Annotated in this window: 17 protein-coding genes and 1 tRNA gene; 9 read left to right on the forward strand and 9 right to left on the reverse strand. The window is 69.7% G+C overall.

Annotation, left to right across the window (positions count from 1 at the left end; genetic code table 11):
* Positions 1-3: 3 nt before the first annotated feature.
* The 6 genes from ACYVKI_RS09085 to ACYVKI_RS09110 form a co-directional block, all read right to left on the reverse strand.
* The gene (locus tag ACYVKI_RS09085) at positions 4-612 is read right to left on the reverse strand and encodes a dihydrofolate reductase (RefSeq protein ID WP_460690031.1); all 609 of its coding nucleotides are present in this window, start codon (positions 610-612) and stop codon (positions 4-6) included.
* Positions 609-1,430, reverse strand: a complete 822-nt coding sequence (locus ACYVKI_RS09090; RefSeq protein ID WP_460690521.1) for a thymidylate synthase — start codon at positions 1,428-1,430, stop codon at positions 609-611. The genes ACYVKI_RS09085 and ACYVKI_RS09090 overlap by 4 nt, the downstream gene beginning before the upstream one ends.
* Positions 1,431-1,504: 74 nt before the next feature.
* The gene (locus ACYVKI_RS09095) at positions 1,505-1,849 is read right to left on the reverse strand and encodes a GNAT family N-acetyltransferase (RefSeq protein ID WP_460690032.1); all 345 of its coding nucleotides are present in this window, start codon (positions 1,847-1,849) and stop codon (positions 1,505-1,507) included.
* Positions 1,850-1,881: 32 nt separating this feature from the next.
* Positions 1,882-2,997, reverse strand: a complete 1,116-nt coding sequence (locus ACYVKI_RS09100; protein ID WP_460690033.1) for an NUDIX hydrolase — start codon at positions 2,995-2,997, stop codon at positions 1,882-1,884.
* A 39-nt stretch (positions 2,998-3,036) separates the two neighbouring features.
* Positions 3,037-4,053, reverse strand: a complete 1,017-nt coding sequence (gene mshD, locus ACYVKI_RS09105; protein WP_460690034.1) for a mycothiol synthase — start codon at positions 4,051-4,053, stop codon at positions 3,037-3,039.
* Between the two features lie 164 nt (positions 4,054-4,217).
* Positions 4,218-4,913 carry a winged helix-turn-helix transcriptional regulator gene (locus ACYVKI_RS09110; RefSeq protein WP_460690035.1) on the reverse strand — a complete coding sequence of 232 codons (696 nt, stop codon included), beginning with the start codon at positions 4,911-4,913 and terminating at the stop codon, positions 4,218-4,220.
* A gap of 161 nt (positions 4,914-5,074) precedes the next feature.
* On the opposite strand from ACYVKI_RS09110, the gene ACYVKI_RS09115 reads away from it, so the two are divergent.
* Genes ACYVKI_RS09115 through ygfZ form a run of 4 tightly spaced genes read left to right on the forward strand, consistent with a single transcriptional unit; the run spans position 5,075 to position 8,016 of the window.
* Entirely contained in the window at positions 5,075-5,917 is an 843-nt protein-coding gene (locus ACYVKI_RS09115) for a hypothetical protein (protein ID WP_460690036.1), read from the forward strand.
* 58 nt (positions 5,918-5,975) lie between these two features.
* Positions 5,976-6,110 carry a hypothetical protein gene (locus tag ACYVKI_RS09120; protein ID WP_460690037.1) on the forward strand — a complete coding sequence of 45 codons (135 nt, stop codon included), beginning with the start codon at positions 5,976-5,978 and terminating at the stop codon, positions 6,108-6,110.
* Positions 6,111-6,122: 12 nt separating this feature from the next.
* Positions 6,123-6,734: a nitrobindin family protein gene (locus ACYVKI_RS09125; protein ID WP_460690038.1), complete on the forward strand. Its 612-nt coding sequence runs from the start codon at positions 6,123-6,125 to the stop codon at positions 6,732-6,734.
* A 34-nt stretch (positions 6,735-6,768) separates the two neighbouring features.
* Positions 6,769-8,016, forward strand: coding sequence for a CAF17-like 4Fe-4S cluster assembly/insertion protein YgfZ (gene ygfZ / locus ACYVKI_RS09130; RefSeq protein ID WP_460690039.1), 1,248 nt, complete (start codon positions 6,769-6,771; stop codon positions 8,014-8,016).
* Between the two features lie 215 nt (positions 8,017-8,231).
* Here the strand turns inward: ygfZ and ACYVKI_RS09135 are convergent, their stop codons facing one another.
* From ACYVKI_RS09135 to ACYVKI_RS09145, 3 genes are all read right to left on the reverse strand, one after another.
* On the reverse strand, positions 8,232-8,972 hold the full coding sequence (locus ACYVKI_RS09135) for a GNAT family N-acetyltransferase (RefSeq protein ID WP_460690040.1): 741 nt from the start codon (positions 8,970-8,972) through the stop codon (positions 8,232-8,234).
* A 64-nt stretch (positions 8,973-9,036) separates the two neighbouring features.
* Positions 9,037-10,068: a 6-phosphofructokinase gene (locus tag ACYVKI_RS09140; protein WP_460690041.1), complete on the reverse strand. Its 1,032-nt coding sequence runs from the start codon at positions 10,066-10,068 to the stop codon at positions 9,037-9,039.
* Between the two features lie 148 nt (positions 10,069-10,216).
* Positions 10,217-11,437, reverse strand: coding sequence for a pyridoxal phosphate-dependent aminotransferase (locus ACYVKI_RS09145; protein ID WP_460690042.1), 1,221 nt, complete (start codon positions 11,435-11,437; stop codon positions 10,217-10,219).
* Positions 11,438-11,717: 280 nt separating this feature from the next.
* Between ACYVKI_RS09145 and ACYVKI_RS09150 the strand changes: the two genes are divergently transcribed.
* The 5 genes from ACYVKI_RS09150 to rplA all read left to right on the forward strand — a co-directional run bounded on the left by ACYVKI_RS09150 (position 11,718) and on the right by rplA (position 14,580).
* A tRNA-Trp gene (locus ACYVKI_RS09150) sits at positions 11,718-11,790 on the forward strand.
* Between the two features lie 74 nt (positions 11,791-11,864).
* Positions 11,865-12,170, forward strand: a complete 306-nt coding sequence (gene secE, locus ACYVKI_RS09155) for a preprotein translocase subunit SecE (RefSeq protein WP_460690043.1) — start codon at positions 11,865-11,867, stop codon at positions 12,168-12,170.
* Between the two features lie 111 nt (positions 12,171-12,281).
* Entirely contained in the window at positions 12,282-13,166 is an 885-nt protein-coding gene (nusG, locus tag ACYVKI_RS09160; protein ID WP_460690044.1) for a transcription termination/antitermination protein NusG, read from the forward strand.
* Positions 13,167-13,342: 176 nt separating this feature from the next.
* Positions 13,343-13,774 (forward strand): 50S ribosomal protein L11, encoded by a 432-nt coding sequence (gene rplK / locus ACYVKI_RS09165; protein WP_460690045.1) that lies wholly within the window; start codon positions 13,343-13,345, stop codon positions 13,772-13,774.
* A 98-nt stretch (positions 13,775-13,872) separates the two neighbouring features.
* Positions 13,873-14,580 carry a 50S ribosomal protein L1 gene (gene rplA / locus ACYVKI_RS09170; RefSeq protein WP_460690046.1) on the forward strand — a complete coding sequence of 236 codons (708 nt, stop codon included), beginning with the start codon at positions 13,873-13,875 and terminating at the stop codon, positions 14,578-14,580.
* Positions 14,581-14,632: the final 52 nt, after the last annotated feature.

Raw genomic sequence — 14,632 nt, forward strand, 5'->3', positions numbered from 1 at the left:
GGTTCAGTCGTCCGTGGGGCCCTCGACCTCGCGTCGGCACAGGGTCTCGAAGCGGTACCGGAGGCCGTTCGCCGCAGTGTGCCACCCCTCGGCCGGGTCCGCGGCGCAGAGCTCCCAGCGCGACGGCGGCAGCCGCGGTGCCCAGGTATCTCCCTCGGCCTGCATGTCGATCACCGTGATCACCGCCCCGTCGGCCAGTCCACGGTCCACGGTCTCCCTGTAGATGCGGCCTCCGCCGAGCACCCAGACCTTCTCCGGCAACGTCCCCTCGGCGTCGGCGCCTCCGGCCACCTCCAGCGCCGCCTCCACTGACGACGCCGTCTCCGCGCCGGCGGCGGCGATCTCCGCAGCCCGGGCGGAGTCGCCGGTGATGACGATATTGCGGCGGCCGGGCAGGGGACGGGCGGCTTCCGGCAGCGACTCCCAGGTGCGGCGGCCCATCACCACGGGCCGCCCTCGGGTCTGGGCGCGGAAGTGGGCGAAGTCCTCGGGAAGATGCCAGGGCATGTCACCGCCGTGGCCGATGACGCCGTCGCGGGTCTGGGCCCAGATCATCCCCACCCAGGGTCCCGGCCGCCGGTGCTCCTGCAACGGATCAGGGGAGGGGCTCATACCGCCACCGGCGCCTTGATCGTGGGGTGATGCTGGTAGTCGAGCACCTCGAAGTCCTCGTAGGCGTAGTCGAAGATCGACTCCGGGGTCCGGGTGAGGCGCAGCCGAGGAGCCGGGTACGGGTCCCGCGAGAGCTGCTCGGTGACCTGGTCGAGGTGATTGTCATAGATGTGGCAGTCGCCGCCGGTCCATATGAACTCTCCCGGCGCCAGGCCCGCCTGCTGGGCGACCATGAGGGTCAGCAGCGAGTAGGAGGCGATGTTGAACGGCACGCCGAGGAACATGTCGGCGCTGCGCTGATAGAGCTGGCAGGAGAGTCGGCCCTCGGCCACGTGGAACTGGAACATCACGTGGCAGGGGGGCAGGGCCATGCGATCGATCTCGGCCGGGTTCCAGGCGGTGACCACGTGTCGGCGCGACTCCGGGCTGCGGCGCAGCGAGTCCACGACCTGGGCGATCTGGTCGATCGAGCCGCCGTCGGGGGTCGGCCAGCTGCGCCACTGGACACCGTAGACCGGCCCGAGTTCGCCGGCGTCGTCGGCCCATTCATTCCAGATCCGCACACCGCGCTCCTGCAGCCAGCGCACGTTCGACTCTCCGCGCAGGAACCACAGCAGCTCCAGGGCCACGGACTTGAAGTGCACCCGCTTGGTGGTGACCAGCGGGAACGAGTCCTGCAGGTCGAAGCGGATCTGTCGGCCGAAGACGCTGCGTGTGCCGGTGCCGGTGCGGTCGGATGTGGCCGTGCCGTGCTCCAGCACGTCGGCCAGCAGGTCCTCGTACGGGGTGGGGATCGCGTCACTCACGTTCCCCAGCATAACGGCCCGGGCCGAGGAAGCGGAGGCTGCTGCGGAGGCCACAGCGGAGGCGCTGCGGAGGCGGGGCGGACCCCTCAGCTGATCGGGGCCTGGTGCGTCCGATACTCCGGATACCGGTGCAGGTACTGGTCGATGTAGGTGCACTCGGAGAGGAACGACCAGCCCTCGTCGACGAGTTCGTCCAGCAGCAGAGTGACCAGGCACCGGGCATAGCCGCGGCGACCGTACTGCGGGCTGATGATCGTGTGCTGGAGTCGCTTCACCTGGCGCCCGGCGATGGTCTCCTCGGTGTAGCCGATGAATCCGATGAAAGTCTCCACACCGTCGACGGTGTCCCAGAGCTCAGCCCGGCCTCGGTCCTCATCGCGACGCAGCACCCCTGTGGGGTGGACGTTCTTCTCGACCTTCTCGACGCTCATAGGGCGAGACTACCGTCACGCCAGGAGCGCTGTCAGTCCTCGAACGGCTCGTAGATCTCCACCGAGACGATCTCCCCGCCCCGGTCCACCGCCTGCTGAGCGACCAGCACAGCTCCCGGGCTCAGGTACGGATCCGCCGCGGGCATCGCCTCCAGCAGCTTCTCCTCCGCGATCCAGTCCCGCAGCTCGCCGAGCACCAGCGGCAGCACCGGACGATGAGTGCACAGCACCGTGGGCTGGAGCACCTCCAGGGATTTCCGTGTCCGGTGGACCGGCTTCCGCGGATCCTCCTGGGCACGCTTCTCGGTGAGCGACTTGCGATGTTTGAGCTTGTGCCGGTGGCGTTTCACATACGGCGCCACGGTCTCCACGCAGCGGCGCCACGGACTGGTCTCGATGAGCCGGGGCCGCCAGGCCGTGAGCAGCCGCTCCACCGCCTTGGCCTGACGCTTGCCGGTGGCGGCGAGGGGCCGCTCACCCTCGGCGCGGGACCAGCTGGCCCGCGGCTTGGCCTTCGCATGGCGCAGCACCACGAACGGACTCGTGTGCAGCCGCCGCGTCTCGTGCAGCCGCTCCAGCTCGTCGAGGGGTTCGCGGTCGCTCTCGTTGGTCAGCATCTCGCGGGCGACCTCGATCGAGGCCCAGCGGACCTCGTCGGTCTCCTTGCCGTCCGGGGCGGGAGTGCCTTCGATGATGCGGGCCGCCCAATACCAGACCTCCTTGGTCCGCGGCCGGCCGTTCTTGGGCACGTCATAGCGGGTCACCGGCAGGGGCACACCCAGGCGTGCTCGCAGCCCGATCTCCTCGGAGACCTCCCGCACGGCACATTCCGGAAGGGTCTCGCCGGGGTCGAGCTTGCCCTTGGGGAAGGACCAGTCGTCGTAGCGGGGGCGGTGGATCAGCAGCACCTCCAGCTCCCCGCGGTGCAGTCTCCAGCACAGGGCGCCGGCGGCGAGGACCTGCGCCTCGGTGCCGTCGTCGGCGTAGGCGTGGGTGCGGCGGCGGGGGACTCGGCGCAAGGGACCTCCTGCGGCGGCGGGCGTCTCGTCGGAGTCGGGCGTGCTGGTGCTGGTGCTGCTGGTGCTCGTGCTGGTGCGGGGGCTGTCGGTGCCGAGGCTCTCGGCGGGGGCGCTCGGCCAGGGGTTCATCGGATGGGTGCTCGCTGTCTCACGCAGTCTCGGTCAGGGTCAGGCGGGCTCCGCCCCAGGCTCGGTCACCGGTGCGTACATGGTGTCCACATCCCACCGGGTGAACCCGAGCTTGCGGTAGAGCTCCACGGCGGCGGTGTTGTCCGAGTCGACATAGAGCATGATCGCGCCCAGGCCCTGGGATCGCAGATGATCGATGCCGGCCAGCGTCAGAGAGTACCCCAGTCCGCGGCCCTGCGCATCGGGGACGACGCCGACCACGTAGACCTCGCCGAGCGGCTCGGCGCCGCCGGCCTCGCCGGGGTGGACTTTGGTCCAGTGGAAGCCCAGCAGCTCGCCGTCCTCTTCGGCGAGCAGAAAGCCCGCCGGGTCGAACCACCCTTCGGCCATGCGGGCGTCGAGATCCGCACGGGTGAGGCGACCCTGCTCGGGGTGGTCCGCGAAGGCCGCCGCATTGGCGCGCAGCCAGGACTCCTCGTCCTGGCCGGGGACGAAGGACCGGACCGTCACCGTCTCCGGCAACCGGGGCGAGGGGACCTCATCCAGGGAGGCCAGCCGCATCCGCCACAGTTCGCGGACCGGCGCCCAGCCGTGCCGCGCAGCGAGCCGCGCGGCGGCGTCGTGCTCCCCATGGGCCCAGGCCCGCTGGACGCGACCCGGACGCGGAGCGAGAGCGTCGTCGGCGAGTGCGGCGGTCAGCTGTCCGCCGATCCCGTGCTGGCGGCAGTTGGGGCGGACCACCAGTTCGAGGACGTCCGGGGAGCCGTCGTCTCCCAGGACGACGACGCCGGCCCCGGCGAGCAGATGCTGGTGGTCGGTGCTGCCCTCGTCCGAGGAGGCCCAAGCGTAGGCCACGTGCAGCGGGGCGTCGGAGCCACCGGCGTCGGCGGCCTTGTGCAGCTCCACCAGGGTCTGTTCCGAGAACGGCGGATTGGCGTCGGCCTCCTCGGCGGCATGGGCCAGCTCGACGAGGGCCTCCACCTGGTCGAGCGTGGGGGCGCCGCCGCTCAGCTCGACGGTCGTCTCAGGGGCGGTCTGGATCTCCTCGGAGCTCATGACTCCACTGTAACGGAGGACTGGGCGGTCGAGGGGCGTCGAGCGGAGGGTTGAGCGGAGGGTTGAGCGGAGGGTTGAGCGGAGGGTTGAGCGGAGGGCCGAGGCGGGCGGTCGAGGTGGAGGGGCTCGGCAGATCCGGGGCGCCGCGGCGTTCGGCGGAGCGTTCAGTCGCCGTCGCCGGACTCGGCGGCGCGTCCGGCGCGTCCGGCGTCGTCGACCACCAGGCGGTACCCCACGTTGCGCACCGTGCCGATCAACGACTCATGGTCCGAGCCGAGCTTCGCGCGGAGTCGACGGATGTGGACGTCCACCGTGCGGGTGCCGCCGAAATAGTCATAGCCCCACACCTCATGGAGCAGGCGGTCCCGGGTGAAGACCTGGCCGGGATGGAGCGCGAGGTGCTTGAGCAGCTCGAACTCCTTGTAGGTGAGGTTCAGCAGTCGGCCGTCGATGGTCGCGATGTAGGTGGTCTCGTCGATGCTGATGCCGCCGGCGCGGATCTCTCCGGAGTGCTCCTCCTCCTCAGTCTCGACGGCGGCCAGCCGGATGCGCGCATCGACCTCGCCGGGGCTGGCGTCGGTGAGCAGGAAGTCGTCGACCTGCCAGGACTCGTTGAGGGTCGGCAGCCCCGCCTCGGAGACGATCACCATCACCGGGGTGAGCATGGAGGACTTCACCAGTTGGCACAGCGAGCGCACGTGGGCGAGGTTCCGCCGGGCGTCCACCAGGGTGACGTCCACTTGGGGTGCCCGCACGATCGACGAGGCCTCGGCCGGGAACACGCGGACCCGGTGGGTCAGCAGCTCCAGCGAGGGCAGGGCGTCGTCGGGGGCGTCAGAGAGCAGCAGCACCTGAGCCATCCGTGTCCCTTCTCGAGCGTGTCCGTCACCGATGTGACCGTCGGCAGCGCGGGAATCGCACCGCGTCGAGTATATCTGTCCCGCTGATCAGTGCGTCGCGGGGAAGGTCACGGGCCGCGTCACAGAGGGACCTGCGGCAGGCTCTGGCAAGATGGTCTGGTGTGAGGTACTTCCTGGTGGCCGCCTCGGCCCTGCTTTCGGCGATCGCCCTGGTCGCAGGCTCCTGGGCGGGCACCGCCGTCCTGACCGCAGTGGTCTGCGCGATCTGTGTCGTGCTCTCCCTGGGCTGGCCGCAGCTGATGGGGGTCTCCGCCCGGCGGTCGCTCTCCGCAGTGATCCTGGTGGCCGGAGTGGTGGCTGCGCTCGGGGCCGCCGTCGTCCAGGAAGTCGAGTCGCTGTTCTTCTGGTCCTCGGTGGCGCTGGCCTTCGGAGTGATGTCGGTGTTCGTCATCCAGGTGCTGCGCGGGACAGGCCGGCCGCATCGGCTGGAATCCACGCTGGGAGCCAGCGCCGGAGTGGTGATCTCCACGACGGCGGCCGGCTGGGTGGCGGGACTGCGGTATCCGGCGGAGCTGGTCGGCATCGGAGACGACGACGCCCTGGGTGTGCTGGCCGTGCCGGGGCTGGCGGTGTTCGAGGACTGGGCGCTGCTCGATGTGACCGGCGCCGGCGGGCAGCTCTCCGTGGTCGGCCTGGCGGCGATCAGCCTCGGGGTCTCCGTGCTGCTGGCCTGTCTGCCGCTGCGTGATGTGTTCGTGCTGCCTCTGGTGGTGCTCGGTGGGTTCGCCGGGTCGCTGCTCACCGCTCTGCTCTGGGGCGAGCTGACCCTGCTGTTCTCCGGCCTTCTGGGCCTGGGCGCCGGTGTGCTGATCGCCGCGATGCGTCGCTTCCTCATCGTCGAAGGGGCGCCCGTCGGGCGGCTCTCGGCCATGGCCGTCGGGGCGGCGCCGATCGCCGGCATGGGCGCCCTGGTCTACTTCGCCGAGCGGCTGCTCTTCGTCTGAGGGTCATCTGACGTCGATGCCGCCCCATCGGGGCGATGCCGGGGGTAGACTCTCCGGCATGGAATTCGCACTGCAGAACGTCTCGCTGCTGGCCATGGAGATCTTCTTCATCGGGCTGCTGATCTTGGCGACGCTGGTCATCGCCGGGATCTCCTGGACCGTCATCTCCCGCCTCTACAAGGGACAGCGCTGAGCCTTGGCACCGATGGAGCTGCCCACCGATCTCACTCCTGAGCTGGCACCGCTGTACTGGCTGCTCGGCAGCTGGGAGGGCGAGGGTCGTCTGGGCTCCGGCGAGGAGTCGGACCCGACCTTCACCCAACGTGTCACATTCCGTGATTCGGGCCTGGAGTTCATCGAGTACCGCGCCGAGTCCTGGCTCACCGACGAGTCCGGCACCCGCCTGCGGCCGCTGAGCGTGGAGACCGGCTTCTGGTCGCTGGACCGACCGCGCGCCGACGCCGACGTCGGCCCCGGGCTGAGTCCGGCCGACGTGGTGCCGGCCTTTAAGACCGCCTCCGAGGTGGAACAGCTCGTCCGGCCCGACGGCTCCTACCCCATCACGGCGACGATCTCCCATCCGGGGAGTCTGACCGAGCTGTACTACGGCCAGATCAAGGGGCCGCAGCTGCAGATCGCCACTGATGCGGTGATGCGCGGTGAGAGCGCCGCGGAATACGGCGGGGCCACCCGTATGTTCGGCCTGGTGAACGGTCAGCTGTTCTGGCGCTGGGACATCCGCGGCGCCGACGGCGAGATGGAGCCGCACGCCTCGGCGATCCTGGATCGCACCGGGGGCTCCGCGTCAGCTGGCTGAGAAGCGACCGAGCATCGACGCCCAAGGAGCACCTGTGAGCACCGGTTCTGAGCACGGAACGCCCGCGGACACCACCGACCAGAGTCCGCTGCTGCGACGTCCGGGCGCTGTCGCCGCCGGCGGAGGGGACACCGGGGTGGCGGCCCATTACGGCGACCCCACCACGGAGCAGCGCGCCCTGGACAGCGGCCGGGCCGTCGTCGACCTCTCCCACCGGGCGGTGGTGACGGTGACCGGGCCGGATCGGCTCTCCTGGCTGACCACGCTCTCCTCCCAGCAGCTCACCGGCCTGCCGCCCGGCGAGTCCACCGAGCTGCTGCTGCTGGACATCTCCGGCCGGATCGAGCATGACGCCTCGATCGTCGACGACGGCGAGACCGCCTGGCTGATCACCGAGGCCGCGCACGGCCCGGTGCTGGCCTCCTGGCTGGAGTCGATGAAGTTCATGCTGCAGGTGGAGATCGCCGACCGCACGTCCGAGATCGCCGTGCTGGGGTCCACCGCGCCCCTGCCGGAGGGTGCCGAACTCTCCGGCGACTTCTCCGCTGCGCTGCCGGTGCGCTGGGAGGATCCGTGGCCGCGGCTGGGCCCGGGTGCGGTCAGCTACGCGGCCGTGGCCGAGGAGGACCACCCCGGCGCAGACTGGTCCTGGCAGCTGACTCTGGTGGAGCGATCTCGCCTCGACGACGTCGTCTCAGCGGTGGAGCAGCAGGGCTGGCAGCTGGCCGGTACGTTCGCCGCGGAGGCGCTGCGGATCGCGGCCTGGCGTCCTCGGCTCTCCCGCGAGGTGGACGAGAAGACGATCCCCCATGAGCTCGACCTCATCCGGACCGCGGTGCACCTGGAGAAGGGCTGCTACCGCGGGCAGGAGACGGTCGCCCGGGTGCACAACCTGGGGCATCCCCCGCGTCGGCTGGTGTTCCTGCACCTCGACGGCAGCGAGCATACGGTGCCCACCGTCGGCTCGGAGATCCTGGCTCCGGCGGACGTCGACGCCGCCACGAGGGAGTCGCTGGCCCGGGAGCGCGCTGTGGGAACGGTGACCTCGGTGGCCCGGCATCATGAGATGGGTCCGATCGCCCTGGCGCTGGTGAAGCGCCGGGTGGCTCCCGAGGCGCGGCTGGTGGTGCGTGACGCGGAGGCGGACGCAGGGTCCGTGGCAGAGCCCGTGGCAGAGCCCGTGGTGACCTTCTACGCCGCAGCCCAGGAGCCCGTCGTGCGTCCTGATGCCGGCAAGACGGTCGGCCGCCCGCAGGGCGACTTCGTGCGTCCTCCGCGCTGAGCCGTCGGCCCGGGTCGTCGCGGGCGTGCTGGCTGTTCTGCCCATGCGAGACGTTTCTGGTCGTCGTGTCAGCTGTGACGGCGTCGCCCGCCCGCGTCCTGCCTAGCACCCAGTCTGTGAGATCGCACCCCCACCGGTGGGGGTGCGATCTCACAGACTGGGTGCGCCGCGTGGGTGTGCGGTACGGATCGGGGCAGCACGCGCCCCCGCCCCGCTCACTCCAGCGCGACAGTGGTCTGCGACCCGGCCAGGGTGAAGCCCAGTCGGGTCGCCGCACGGCGGGAAGCCGGGTTCTCCCACGCGGCACGCCACTGCGGGATCAATCCGTCCACGAAGGCCTCCTCCATCGCCACCGCAGCAATGGACCGGCCGTGTCCGCGGCCGCGGTGCTCCGGGTGGGAGAGCACCCCGAGCTGGGCGATCATCTGCTGCCAGACCTCGCGGCCCGCGGCGGCGAGCACCTGCTCCTCGGCGATCTGCGGGTCCTGCCGCGAGGTCCGATCGGCCACCAGGGCGGCCGCCCAGACGGCGTCGGCCAGGCCCGAGCCGGCGACGTCGTCGGCGGGGCAGGCGGCCATCAGGTCCGTGACATGCTCGGTGTCGAAGGAGACGGCGATGCCGGCCGGCGGGCTGGCCTGCGGCGGCTCTTCGCAGTAGAACAGGTCTGCGGCACCGAGCGCCCGGGCTCCGGTGTGGTGGGCGCGTACCAGATCCAGCAGCGTGGCCTCCCGGGCCAGGGCATCATCGGCGACGCCTCGGGCATCGCCGACCACCTCGGCGGGGCCGAAGAGCGCGGCACGGTCGAAGATCCGGACGAAGGTCACCGCCGCGGCGTCGCCCTCCACCGCCTCGACCCGGACGGAGGGGTCGCCGAGGTCCAATGCGGTGTCCTCCAGGCCCAGCATGCGGCACCAGGCCAGCTTGACGATCTGACGGGTCTGCTCGGTCAGCGACATGCAGGCCACTCTACGCGCCGGCCCGGCCGGCCCGGCCGGCCCGGCCAAGCCGGACTGTGTCGGATCACCGGCCGAAGAGGATCTTCGCCTCCTCGTAGCGGGCCAGCGGAACTTCCTTGAGCCCGTCGAGGGCCTCCGCGAGGTCGACCTTGACGATCTCGGTGCCGCGCAGCGATGCCATGTGGCCCCAGGCCTGCTCGTGGACCAGGTCGAGGGCCTTGATACCGAACCGGGTGGCGAGCACCCGGTCATAGCCGGTCGGGTTCCCGCCGCGCTGGATGTGGCCCAAGGTGGTGTTGCGGGTCTCTATCCCGGTGGTCTCTTCGATCTGGTGGGTCAGCCACTCGCCGATTCCGCCCAACCGCGGGCGGCCGTCCGCCTCCTGCCCCTTGCCGGCGACGGCTTCCTCGGCTCCTTCGGGGATGAACCCCTCGGCGACCACGACCAGCGGGGAGCGGCCGCGCGAGTGGACCTGCTCGACCCATTCGTTGATCTGGTCCAGGCCGACCTTCTGCTCCGGGATGAGGATCGCGTGGGCACCGGCGGCCATCCCGGAGTGCAGAGCGATCCAGCCGACGTGGCGGCCCATGACCTCGGCCACCATGCAGCGGTGGTGGGACTCACCGGTGGTGCGCAGCCGGTCCATCGCGTCGGTGGCGATGGAGATCGCCGTGTCGAAGCCGAAGGTGTAGTCGGTGGCCTTGAGGTCGTTGTCGATGGTCTTGGGCACGCCGATCACCGGGATGCCGTCGTCGGCCAGCCGTCGGGCCCCCGCCAGGGTGCCCTCTCCGCCGATGGCGATGACGCCGTCGATGTCATGACGGCGCATCGCCTTGCGGATGTTCTCCGGGCCGCCCTTGGGGTGGTTGTACGGGTGGGTCCGTGAGGTGCCCAGGATCGTGCCTCCCTCGCGGGCGAGACCGCGCACGTCCTGGCGGCCGAGTTCCATGTAGTCGCCCTCGATGAGGCCGCGCCAGCCGCCGCGGAAGCCGACGAACTCATCGCCGTAGCTCTTGATGCCGTGCAGCACGGCGGAACGGATGACGGCGTTGAGCCCGGGGCAGTCGCCGCCGGAGGTGAGGAGTCCGATGCGCATGGTTCAGTTCATCCCTTTCCTGTGTGATCAGTGGTGAATGACCTGGCGCCCTCGGCAGGTGGTTGCTCCCAGTCTATGGTGTGCCGCGCGTGATGCTCACACCCCAGGCAGGCGGCGGTGAGCTCCGGTGCGGCGCCGACGGTGAAGCTCAGGCGGTGCCCAGCAGCTCCTGGATCCGCTGCAGGCCGCGGGCGAGGTCCTCGTCACCCAGTGCATAGGAGAGCCGCAGGTACCCGCTGGGTCCGAAGGCTTCGCCTGGCACGACGGCGACCTTGGCCTCCTCGAGGATCAGTTCGGCCAGCTGGGCCGAGGTCACCGGGGTGCGCCCGGCGATCTCCACGGCCTGCTCGCCACCGGCGAGTGCCTCACGGACGTCCACATAGGCGTAGAACGCACCCTCGGGGGTGGGGCAGGAGAACCCGGCGACGGCGTTCAGGCCTTCCACCATGGCTCGTCGGCGGCGGTCGAAAGCGGTCTTCATCTCCTCGACGGCGTCGAGCGGACCGGTCACCGCGGCCAGGGCGGCCATCTGGGAGATGTTGGCGACGTTGGAGGTGGCGTGGGACTGCAGGTTCGCCGCAGCTTTGATCACGTCGGCGGGGCCGACCATCCAGCCCACCCGCCAGCCGGTCATCGCGTAGGTCTTCGCAACGCCGTTGAGGACCACCACCTGATCGGCCAGCTCGGGCAGCGAGGCGATGGAGGTGAAGGGCACGCCGTCGTAGGTCAGGTGCTCGTAGATCTCATCGGTGACCACCCACAGGCCCTTCTCGGCGGCCCAGCGGCCGATCTCGGCAGTGGCCTCGGGAGAGTGGACGGCGCCGGTGGGGTTCGACGGCGAGACGAACAGCAGCACCTTGGTGCGCTCGGTGAGCGCGGCCTCCAGCTGCTCCACGGTGACCTGGTAGTTCTGCTCCGGGCCGGCGAATACCTCGCGGGCCACACCGCCGGCAAGCTTGATGGCCTCCGGGTAGGTGGTCCAGTAGGGGGAGGGGACGATGACCTCGTCGCCCGGGTCCAGCAGGGTGGCGAAGGTGTTGTAGACGGCCTGCTTGCCTCCATTGGTCACCAGCACCTGGTGCGGCTCGACGGCGAAGCCGGAGTCGCGGGTGGTCTTCTCCGCGATCGCCTGGCGCAGCTCAGGCAGCCCGGCGGCGGGGGAGTAGCGGTGGAAGCGCGGGTCGGAGGCGGCCGTCACGGCCGCGGAGACGATGTAGTCAGGAGTGGGGAAGTCCGGCTCGCCGGCTCCGAAGCCGATGACGTCCTCGCCGGCGGCCTTCAGGGCCTTCGCCTTGGCGTCGACGGCGAGGGTCGCGGACTCGGCGATGGAGCCGATGCGGTCGGAGACGCGGGAGGACGGGGCGGTCATGGGAGTTCCTTGTCTGTCGCGAGCGTGGACGGGGTCGACACGGTGGTCGACGCTGACGGGGAGCAGGTGCCCCTGCGCGCTCCACATTACCGGCACCGGCACGGAGTCTGTCGGGCGGGTCGCCCTCGGTTTGCCGTCCGAGGGGCCTGGCCGTAAACTGGGCCATCGGTGTCTTGTGCACCTGATACGGCCATGCCCGCCTGAGGGGATCCGGCCCGCAGTTTGCGGCGGAGCGCTTCGGTGCGAGAATGGGTCGAGCAGGTCCACAGGGTGTCCCTGAAGGGCAGTGGCGCAATTGGTAGCGCAACGGTCTCCAAAACCGTAGGTTGCAGGTTCGAGTCCTGTCTGCCCTGCGCTGAGCGTCGTCGTGACGGCATCTCAGGCATACAGCATCACAGAACGTCCCTTCGACCAGATGGAGCCCTCCGTGTCACAGACGCCTTCCACTGATGTGCAAGGGTCGACGCCTGATGGAGGCGATCCGCGGGGTCCCTTCGGGAAAGTGTGGCTGTTCCTGCGCCAGGTCATCGACGAGCTCAAGAAGGTCGTCGTTCCGACCCGTCGCGAACTGACCAACTACACGCTGGTCGTCCTGGTCTTCGTGATCATCGTGATCGGCATCGTCTCCGGGCTGGACTGGATGTTCGGCAACGGCGCGGAGTGGATCTTCGGGGACGGCTCCACTGAGGCGCCCGCAGACCTCCCGGTCGAAGGTGGCGGCGCCGGCGAATGAGCCGTCGACGTCGTCGTCGTCGGCAGGGCGAGCGATGAAGTGAGAGACGAAGCGGCTGCGGAGCCCGTTGCAGGGCGGACCGCTGCGAGCACCACGGAAAGCAGGAGAACAGTGTCTGATCAGGAAGTTTCCCAGCACACCGAGGCTGAGGCCGAGGAGACGGCGGCGCAGGCCGTCGAAGCTGAGGAGAGCGGGGCCGTCGTGCCGGGTGAGGCTGAGGCCCCTGACGCCGAGACTCCCGCGGCCGAGGACTCCGAGCAGGCCGAGCAGGCGTCCGCTGAGGACGCCGAGACTCCCGCCGCCGAGGACTCTGCGGAGGACTCCGAGCAGGCCGAGGAGACGCCGGAGGAGGAGAAGTCCTACGAAGAGCGTGCCGAGGAGCTGCGCCGCACGCTGCGTCGTCAGCTGGGTGACTGGTACGTGGTGCACACCTATGCCGGGTACGAGAAGCGCGTGAAGTCCAACCTGGAGACCCGCATCCAGACCCAGGACATGGAGGACTTCATCTACGAGATCGACGTCCCCATGGAGGAGGTCGTCGAGATCAAGGGCACCCAGCGCAAGGTCGTCAACCGGGTGCGGATCCCCGGCTACGTGGTCGTGCGCATGGAGCTCACCGACGCCTCCTGGGGCGTGGTCCGCCACACCCCCGGTGTCACCGGCTTCGTCGGCAACGCGCACGATCCGCACCCGCTGACCGTCAACGAGGTCTTCGACATGCTCGCCGAGCACCGGCTGGGCAAGCCGGACGCCCCCCGGAAGAGCGAAGCCGAGGGCGAGGACGAGACCCGCGCGGCCTCCGCTCCGGCGAAGGACGTCACCGTCGACTTCGAGGTCGGCGAGTCGGTGACCGTCAACGACGGGCCGTTCGCCACCCTGCCGGCGTCGATCTCCGAGATCCATGCGGACAGCCGCCAGCTCGTGGTGCTCGTGTCGATCTTCGAGCGCGAGACTCCGGTGACGCTGAACTTCAACCAGGTCGACAAGATCTACTGAGGTTCACCGCTCTCCGCGAGGCGGCGGGGAGCCACCACAATTCCACAGCCTTTCGACGTCGCGGATTGCTTTGGTCCGCGGCGTCGAGCCGGTCATCGCCGCCATGGTGACCAACCCCCTCTGGCCACACTCCTGTGGCAGCAGGGAAACCGCACGACATGTAAGGACGCTTCAACATGGCCCCGAAGAAGAAAGTCGCCGGCCTGATCAAGCTGCAGATCCAGGCAGGTGCCGCCAACCCGGCCCCGCCGATCGGCCCTGCCCTCGGTCAGCACGGCGTGAACATCATGGAGTTCTGCAAGGCCTACAACGCCGCGACCGAGTCGCAGCGGGGCAACGTGATTCCGGTGGAGATCACGGTCTACGAGGACCGTTCCTTCACCTTCATCACCAAGACCCCGCCGGCCGCCGAGCTCATCAAGAAGGCCGCCGGTGTGCAGAAGGGCTCCGGCGCGCCGCACGTCGAGAAGGTCGGCACGCTGACCCAGTCCCAGGTCGAAGAGATCGCTCAGACCAAGATGGAAGACCTCAACGCCAACGATCTGGAGGCCGCCTCCAAGATCGTCGCCGGCACCGCCCGCTCCATGGGCATCACGCTCGAGGGCTGACACCAGCCCCGGCACACCAGCCCGCGGGCTGAACAGAACATCGTGGGAAGGGCCGGGCGCGGTCCGACACACCACACCTGCTAAGGAGAACATCGCAGATGGCACAGCGCAGCAAAGCATACAAGGCGGCTCTCGAGAAGTTCGACGTGGACTCCGTCTACTCCCCGGCTGAGGCCGTGGGCCTGGCCAAGTCCACCAACCCGTCGAAGAAGGACACGACCGTCGAGGTCGTCTTCCGGCTGAGCGTGGACCCCCGCAAGGCCGACCAGATGGTGCGCGGCACCGTGAACCTGCCGCACGGCACCGGCAAGACCGCCCGCGTGGTGGTCTTCACCCAGGGTGACAACGCCGCCAAGGCCGAGGAGGCCGGTGCGGACTTCGTCGGCGGCGACGAGCTGATCGCCAAGGTCGCCGACGGGTGGACGGACTTCGACGCCGCCGTCGCGTCGCCCGACATGATGGGCAAGGTGGGCCGACTGGGCAAGATCCTCGGTCCCCGCAACCTCATGCCGAACCCGAAGACCGGCACTGTCACCCCCGACGTCGCCAAGGCAGTCTCCGAGATCAAGGGCGGCAAGATCGACTTCCGTGTCGACAAGCACTCCAACCTGCACTTCATCATCGGCCGCACCAACTTCGACGAGAAGCAGCTGGCGGAGAACTACGCCGCCGCGCTGGACGAGATCCTCCGGCTGAAGCCGTCGGCGTCGAAGGGCCGGTACGTCCAGCGGGCGACCATCTCGACCACCTTCGGTCCGGGCATCCAGGTCGACCCGAACGTCACCAAGGTCGTCGTCGACGCCTGAGCGTCCTCGTCGCCCCGCTGAGTCGCTGAGGCTCGGCCCAGACACAGCAGGA

The organism is Nesterenkonia suensis, from assembly GCF_054782935.1.

What these genes read in the sequence shown, in the direction of transcription:
- ACYVKI_RS09085 (WP_460690031.1), bottom strand. Translation starts at nt 612, where the DNA reads ATGAGCCCCTCCCCTGATCCGTTGCAGGAGCACCGGCGGCCGGGACCC.
- ACYVKI_RS09090 (WP_460690521.1), bottom strand. Translation starts at nt 1,430, where the DNA reads ATGCTGGGGAACGTGAGTGACGCGATCCCCACCCCGTACGAGGACCTG.
- ACYVKI_RS09095 (WP_460690032.1), bottom strand. Translation starts at nt 1,849, where the DNA reads ATGAGCGTCGAGAAGGTCGAGAAGAACGTCCACCCCACAGGGGTGCTG.
- ACYVKI_RS09100 (WP_460690033.1), bottom strand. Translation starts at nt 2,997, where the DNA reads ATGAACCCCTGGCCGAGCGCCCCCGCCGAGAGCCTCGGCACCGACAGC.
- mshD (WP_460690034.1), bottom strand. Translation starts at nt 4,053, where the DNA reads ATGAGCTCCGAGGAGATCCAGACCGCCCCTGAGACGACCGTCGAGCTG.
- ACYVKI_RS09110 (WP_460690035.1), bottom strand. Translation starts at nt 4,913, where the DNA reads ATGGCTCAGGTGCTGCTGCTCTCTGACGCCCCCGACGACGCCCTGCCC.
- ACYVKI_RS09120 (WP_460690037.1), top strand. Translation starts at nt 5,976, where the DNA reads ATGGAATTCGCACTGCAGAACGTCTCGCTGCTGGCCATGGAGATCTTC.
- ACYVKI_RS09125 (WP_460690038.1), top strand. Translation starts at nt 6,123, where the DNA reads ATGGAGCTGCCCACCGATCTCACTCCTGAGCTGGCACCGCTGTACTGG.
- ACYVKI_RS09135 (WP_460690040.1), bottom strand. Translation starts at nt 8,972, where the DNA reads ATGTCGCTGACCGAGCAGACCCGTCAGATCGTCAAGCTGGCCTGGTGC.
- ACYVKI_RS09140 (WP_460690041.1), bottom strand. Translation starts at nt 10,068, where the DNA reads ATGCGCATCGGACTCCTCACCTCCGGCGGCGACTGCCCCGGGCTCAAC.
- ACYVKI_RS09145 (WP_460690042.1), bottom strand. Translation starts at nt 11,437, where the DNA reads ATGACCGCCCCGTCCTCCCGCGTCTCCGACCGCATCGGCTCCATCGCC.
- rplK (WP_460690045.1), top strand. Translation starts at nt 13,343, where the DNA reads ATGGCCCCGAAGAAGAAAGTCGCCGGCCTGATCAAGCTGCAGATCCAG.
- rplA (WP_460690046.1), top strand. Translation starts at nt 13,873, where the DNA reads ATGGCACAGCGCAGCAAAGCATACAAGGCGGCTCTCGAGAAGTTCGAC.